Origin of the sequence: Streptomyces alkaliphilus (assembly GCF_014141535.1) — a bacterium.
GTDB lineage: Bacteria > Actinomycetota > Actinomycetes > Streptomycetales > Streptomycetaceae > Streptomyces > Streptomyces alkaliphilus.
Map to the genome: position 1 here is coordinate 1 of NZ_VKHT01000276.1, position 5,595 is coordinate 5,595.

4 protein-coding genes and 1 pseudogene are annotated in these 5,595 nt (G+C 72.6%); 2 read left to right on the forward strand and 3 right to left on the reverse strand.

Features of this window, described 5'->3' with window-relative positions; all coding sequences use genetic code 11:
* The coding region (locus FNQ90_RS11035) for an RNA polymerase sigma factor (RefSeq protein ID WP_228471039.1) at positions 1-1,167 on the forward strand (1,167 nt) is incomplete at its 5' end.
* A 196-nt stretch (positions 1,168-1,363) separates the two neighbouring features.
* Here the strand turns inward: FNQ90_RS11035 and sucD are convergent.
* The 3 genes from sucD to FNQ90_RS11050 form a co-directional block, all read right to left on the reverse strand.
* Complete coding sequence (sucD, locus tag FNQ90_RS11040; RefSeq protein ID WP_143618886.1) at positions 1,364-2,248, reverse strand: succinate--CoA ligase subunit alpha; 885 nt, start codon at positions 2,246-2,248, stop codon at positions 1,364-1,366.
* A 57-nt stretch (positions 2,249-2,305) separates the two neighbouring features.
* A complete protein-coding gene (sucC, locus tag FNQ90_RS11045; protein ID WP_143618888.1) occupies positions 2,306-3,478 on the reverse strand; it encodes an ADP-forming succinate--CoA ligase subunit beta in 1,173 nt (390 codons plus the stop codon).
* Positions 3,479-3,754: 276 nt separating this feature from the next.
* Positions 3,755-4,159, reverse strand: a complete 405-nt coding sequence (locus FNQ90_RS11050; protein WP_143618890.1) for a cobalamin B12-binding domain-containing protein — start codon at positions 4,157-4,159, stop codon at positions 3,755-3,757.
* Between the two features lie 415 nt (positions 4,160-4,574).
* On the opposite strand from FNQ90_RS11050, the pseudogene FNQ90_RS11055 reads away from it, so the two are divergent.
* Positions 4,575-5,595, forward strand: a pseudogene (locus tag FNQ90_RS11055) (hypothetical protein); the annotation flags it as partial.

The window sequence follows — 5,595 nt, forward strand, 5'->3', positions numbered from 1 at the left end:
GCCACGAACACCGGGGGCACCGGGGACGCTTCCGCTCCGACCGACCGTCCCCACCCGGCGGAGACGGGGTCGGCGGACCGGCACCCCCGTACCCGGAGCCGGGTGACCACCGACACCCCCCACCCGGCCGATCCCGAGCGGGCCGGTGCCCCTCGGGAGGTCACCGACGTCCCGAAGGGCGACTCCCCCGGTGAGCGGGGCCCCGCGCCGGCCGCCGGGCCGAAGAGCGGACCCGCCGGCGGGGCCCGTCCCGCGTCGGGCGAACCCGCCGTGGCGACCGCGCTCCGGGAGAACCCGCGCCCGGCCGGACACCACCGGGACGGGGAAACCGATCCGGCGGACACCGACCCGGCGGACGAACCGGTCGACCCCTACCTCGACCCGGAGGTGGAGCCGGACGAGGCCCCCATGCGGGCCTTCGACCTGCTCTACGCCCGGTCCGCCGAGTCACTGACCCGGCAGACCTTCCTGCTGTGCGGGGACCGGCGGCTGGCGGCCCGGGCGGTCGTGCACGCCTTCCGCCTGGCCTGGGAGCGCTGGCCGGAGGTGGCCGTGGACCGGGACCCGGTCGGATGGGTGCGGGCGGCGGCCTACGAGTACGCCCTCTCCCCCTGGCACCGACTGCACCCGGCACGCGTGATGCGGACCGCGCCGCGCCCCTCCGCCCGGCGCCGGGAGCCGGCACGGACGACGGAACGGCGCGGCGACACGGCGAAGGACGGCGCCGCCACCGCGGCCGCCTCACCGACCGACGCCCCGGAGGCCGGGCTCGCCGTTCCCGACGAGGGCGAGGTGCTGCGAACCCTGCTCTCCCTCCCGCCGAGTTACCGCCGCTGCCTGCTGCTGCACTACGGACCGGGGATGGGCGTGACCGAGATCGCGGCCGAGGTGGAGTCCTCCTCGGCGGCCGTCCACGGCCGGCTGAAGCGGGCGCACGTGATGCTGGTGGAACGGGTGCCGGAGTTGGCGCAGGCACCGGTCGGAGAGCGCCGGCGCCTGTTGACGACGGCCCTGGAGCGGATCGCGGAGCACGCCCCGGGCCGGCCGGTGCCGGAGGAGCGGGTGCGGGAGGTCTGCGAGCGGCTGACCCGCCGGCGGGTGCTGGGGGCGGTCCTGCTGCTCCTGCTGCTCGTCGGGGCGGTGGTGGCGTCGCTGGTGCCGTTCTGAGCACCGCGTCAGGGGCGGCACCGACGGGAGGGTGCCCCGACGCACCGGAGCGGCCCGGCCCCCGCGGGGGCCGGGCCGCTCCGGTGCGTCGGTGTCCGCCGGGGCGATCGGCGGACGGTGCCGCCGGCCGCCGGGCCCCGGCGCGATGACCGGGGCCCGGGTGCCGAACGACGGGGCCGTGCCGAACCCCGTCGGGTCAGGCGGCCAGCAGTTCGCGGGCGAGCCGCGCGGTCTCCGACGGGGTCTTGCCGACCTTCACGCCCGCGGCCTCCAGGGCCTCCTTCTTGGCCTGGGCGGTGCCGGAGGAGCCGGAGACGATGGCGCCGGCGTGGCCCATGGTCTTGCCCTCGGGCGCGGTGAAGCCCGCCACGTAGCCGACGACCGGCTTGGTGACGTTGGCCTTGATGAAGTCGGCGGCCCGCTCCTCGGCGTCGCCGCCGATCTCACCGATCATGACGATCAGGTCGGTGTCCGGGTCGTCCTGGAACGCCTTGAGGGCGTCGATGTGGGTGGTGCCGATGATCGGGTCACCACCGATGCCGACGCAGCTGGAGAAGCCGAGGTCCCGCAGCTCGTACATCATCTGGTAGGTCAGCGTGCCGGACTTCGAGACCAGACCGATGCGGCCCGACTTGGTGATGTCCGCCGGGATGATGCCGGCGTTGGACTGGCCGGGGCTGATCAGGCCGGGGCAGTTGGGGCCGATGATCCGGGTCCTGTTGCCCTTCTTGCCGGCGTACGCCCAGAACGCGGCGGTGTCGTGCACCGCGACGCCCTCGGTGATCACCACGGCCAGGCCGATCTCCGCGTCGATCGCCTCGATGACGGCGGCCTTGGTGAACTTCTCCGGCACGAAGATGACGGTGACGTCGGCGCCGGTGGCCTCCATGGCCTCCTTGACGCCGCCGAACACCGGGATCTCGGTGCCGTCGAAGTCGACGGTGGTGCCCGCCTTGCGGGGGTTCACGCCACCGACGATGTTGGTGCCCGACGCCAGCATGCGCCGGGTGTGCTTCTGGCCCTCGGAGCCGGTCATCCCCTGGACGATGACCTTGCTCTCCTTGGTGAGGAAGATAGCCATTTCTCTACGGTGTCCTCGATCTGTCCTGAACGGACGTGGATGGTCGTCGTCCGGGGATTACTTGGCGGCCAGCTCGGCGGCACGGGCGGCGGCGCCGTCCATGGTGTCCACCTGCTCGACCAGCGGGTGATCGGCGTCGGAGAGGATCTTGCGGCCCAGCTCGGCGTTGTTGCCGTCCAGACGCACGACCAGCGGCTTGTCGACGGTCTCGCCGCGGCTCGACAGCAGCTCCAGCGCCTGCACGATGCCGTTGGCGACGGCGTCGCAGGCGGTGATGCCGCCGAAGACGTTGACGAAGACCGACTTCACGGCCGGGTCGCCGAGGATGATCTCCAGGCCGTTGGCCATGACCTCGGCCGAGGCACCGCCACCGATGTCGAGGAAGTTGGCGGGCTTGACGCCGCCCCGGCTCTCACCGGCGTAGGCGACGACGTCCAGGGTGCTCATGACGAGCCCGGCGCCGTTGCCGATGATGCCGACCTCGCCGTCCAGCTTCACGTAGTTCAGGCCCTTGGCCTTGGCCGCCGCCTCCAGCGGGTCGGCCGCGGCCTTGTCCTCCAGCGCGGCGTGGTCCGGCTGGCGGAACTCGGCGTTGGCGTCCAGGGAGACCTTGCCGTCCAGGGCGATGATCCGGCCCTCGCCGGTCTTCACCAGCGGGTTGACCTCGACCAGGAGGGCGTCCTCCTTGATGAAGACGTCCCACAGCTTCACCAGTGCCTCGGCGACCTGCTCGGCCACCTCGGCCGGGAAGTTCGCCGCCGCCACGATCTCGCGGGCCTTCTCGATTCCCACGCCGTCGATGGCGTCCACCGGGATCTTGGCCAGCGCCTCGGGCTTGGTGGCGGCCACCTCCTCGATGTCCACGCCGCCCTCGACGGAGGCCATCGCCAGGAAGGTGCGGTTGGTGCGGTCCAGCAGGAAGGAGACGTAGTACTCCTCCGCGATGTCCGCGGTCTGGGCCAGCATCACCTTGTGAACGGTGTGGCCCTTGATGTCCATGCCCAGGATGGCCCGGGCCTTCTCCACGGCGTCGTCGGGGTCGGAGGCGAGCTTCACGCCGCCCGCCTTGCCCCGCCCACCGGTCTTGACCTGAGCCTTGACGACCGCGCGACCGCCGAGTCGCTCGGTCACCTCGCGGGCCGCCTCCGGCGTGTCGATGACTTCACCGGCCAGCACCGGCACGTCATGCTTGGCGAAGAGGTCCCTCGCCTGGTACTCGAACAGGTCCACGCGTGTCCGTCCTCTTGTTCAGTGGTCTCGCGGTATCGATCGGCCGGGCATGCCGCGAAGCCCGCGGACGGCGGGACAGGAGTTCTTTCCTTGGCCGTGCCCCGGCGCGCGGCAGGTCCGCCTGGCAGGGTATCGGCCCGTGGCCGGTCCACCTGAAATCCAGGTCACACCGGCGCGGTGAGCCCCGTCACATCGAGTGCCGGCGAAACGGCACGCCGTGCCATGACGGCGCCCCGGCGCGGCGCCCGGAGGGCGGGCCGGGGCGGGGTCGGCCCTTCAGGCGGCGCGCACGTGCGAGCGCACCCACTCCACCACCTCGCCCGTGGGGGCGCCCGGGGTGAAGATCTCGGCGACGCCCTGCGCCTTCAGCGGGGGGATGTCGTCCTCGGGGATGATGCCGCCGCCGAAGACCGTGATGTCCTCCGCGTCGCGCTCGCGGAGCAGTTCGATCACGCGGGCGAAGAGGGTGTTGTGCGCGCCGGAGAGGACGGACATGCCGATGGCGTCGGCGTCCTCCTGGATGGCGGTGTCCACGATCTGCTCCGGCGTCTGGTGCAGGCCGGTGTAGATGACCTCCATCCCCGCGTCCCGAAGGGCCCTGGCGATCACCTTGGCACCGCGATCGTGTCCGTCGAGTCCCGGCTTGGCGACGACGACGCGAATCGGACCGGACACACCCATTGCTCTGCCTCCCAGGTCGCCCCGGCCCCGATGCCGGAGTGAACGGACGTTAGCCACAGGATCGCCTACCCGGCGGTCGGTGCGCGACAGGGGGAGGGCGAAATCACACGCGCGCCGCCGCGCCGCGCAACGATCCGGCACCGATCGGGACGCGGTCCGGGCACTCCGCCGGCGGGAAGAGGCCGGTCCGGACCCCGGGGGAGGGGCTCGACGCCGGCCGAAGAAATTCGAACGCAAATCGAAAAAGACGTGAAGCGATTCCGCTCCACGCCCCGAAAGACGCTCGAATGCCCGATTCCAACTTGATGAAACCCGCGAAAGATTGTCCGTGCGCGGCACAGGCGGGTACAGTCGCCGCACCGCAGCCGCCGGGGTGCACGCCCCGCTCCTGTTGTCGAGCCGAAAGGCAGCCTCGGTGAACGATCGTCAAGCCCCCGCCGGATACCCACCGGCCGGAAGCACGGACGACACCGCCCGGACCCCCTACGGGTACGGGTACCCGCAGGAGACGGGTTACACGCATCCCGGGAGCGACGGAATCACGGAGAACGGCGGCGGATACGGTTCCGACCCCTACGGGCAGGCCACGGCCTACGACAACGGTCGGCACACCGCCACCGGTTGGGACAACACGCCGGCGCACGGCATGCCCCGCTTCCAGGAGTTCGCCGACCACTCCGACGCCGGCCACGGAACCCCGGCCGACGGCTGGGGCGCCCGGGGCGGATACGACTCCACCGGCCCCGACGGCTGGGGCGGGGAATCCACCGCGCCGACCGCCGGGCACGCCGACGGATACGGCACCGGCTGGGACGGCTACACCGGCGGCGGGTACACCGGGTCCGACACGACCCCTTCCCACGGGTCCCACGGGTCCCACGCCTCCCATGGTTCCGGGGACGGTTGGGGGAACGGCTGGGACGGGACGGCGGACACCGCCGGATCCACCGCCGTGCAGCCCACCCCCGACGAGTGGGATTCCCGGGGCACCGGGACCGAGGGCACCGGGGGTTGGGACACCGGCGGCGGTTGGGACGCGGGGAACGGAACCCACCGCCACGACACCGACGGATACGGACCCACCGGTCACGAAGCCGGTCACAACGCCGGTCACGATGCCGGTTATGACTCCGGATACGACGATCCCTACGGCGTCGCCGGCGGGGACCACCGGGAGACCGACGGGACCGCGGGCACCGACGCCGGGTACGGCGACCACCCCGAACACGGCGGGTACCCCGAGCGCATCCCCGGCGACGAGCCGGACGACTCCCCCGGCCCCGACACCATGGCCTTCCGCGCCATCACCCACCGCCTGGCCGCCGAGGGCACCGACCCCGACTCCGTCGACGCGGATCACCGCTCCGGTTTCGGAAACGACACCCCCGAGGGTCCCGACGCCGGTCCCCGCCGAGGCCGCCGCCGCTCCCCCAAGC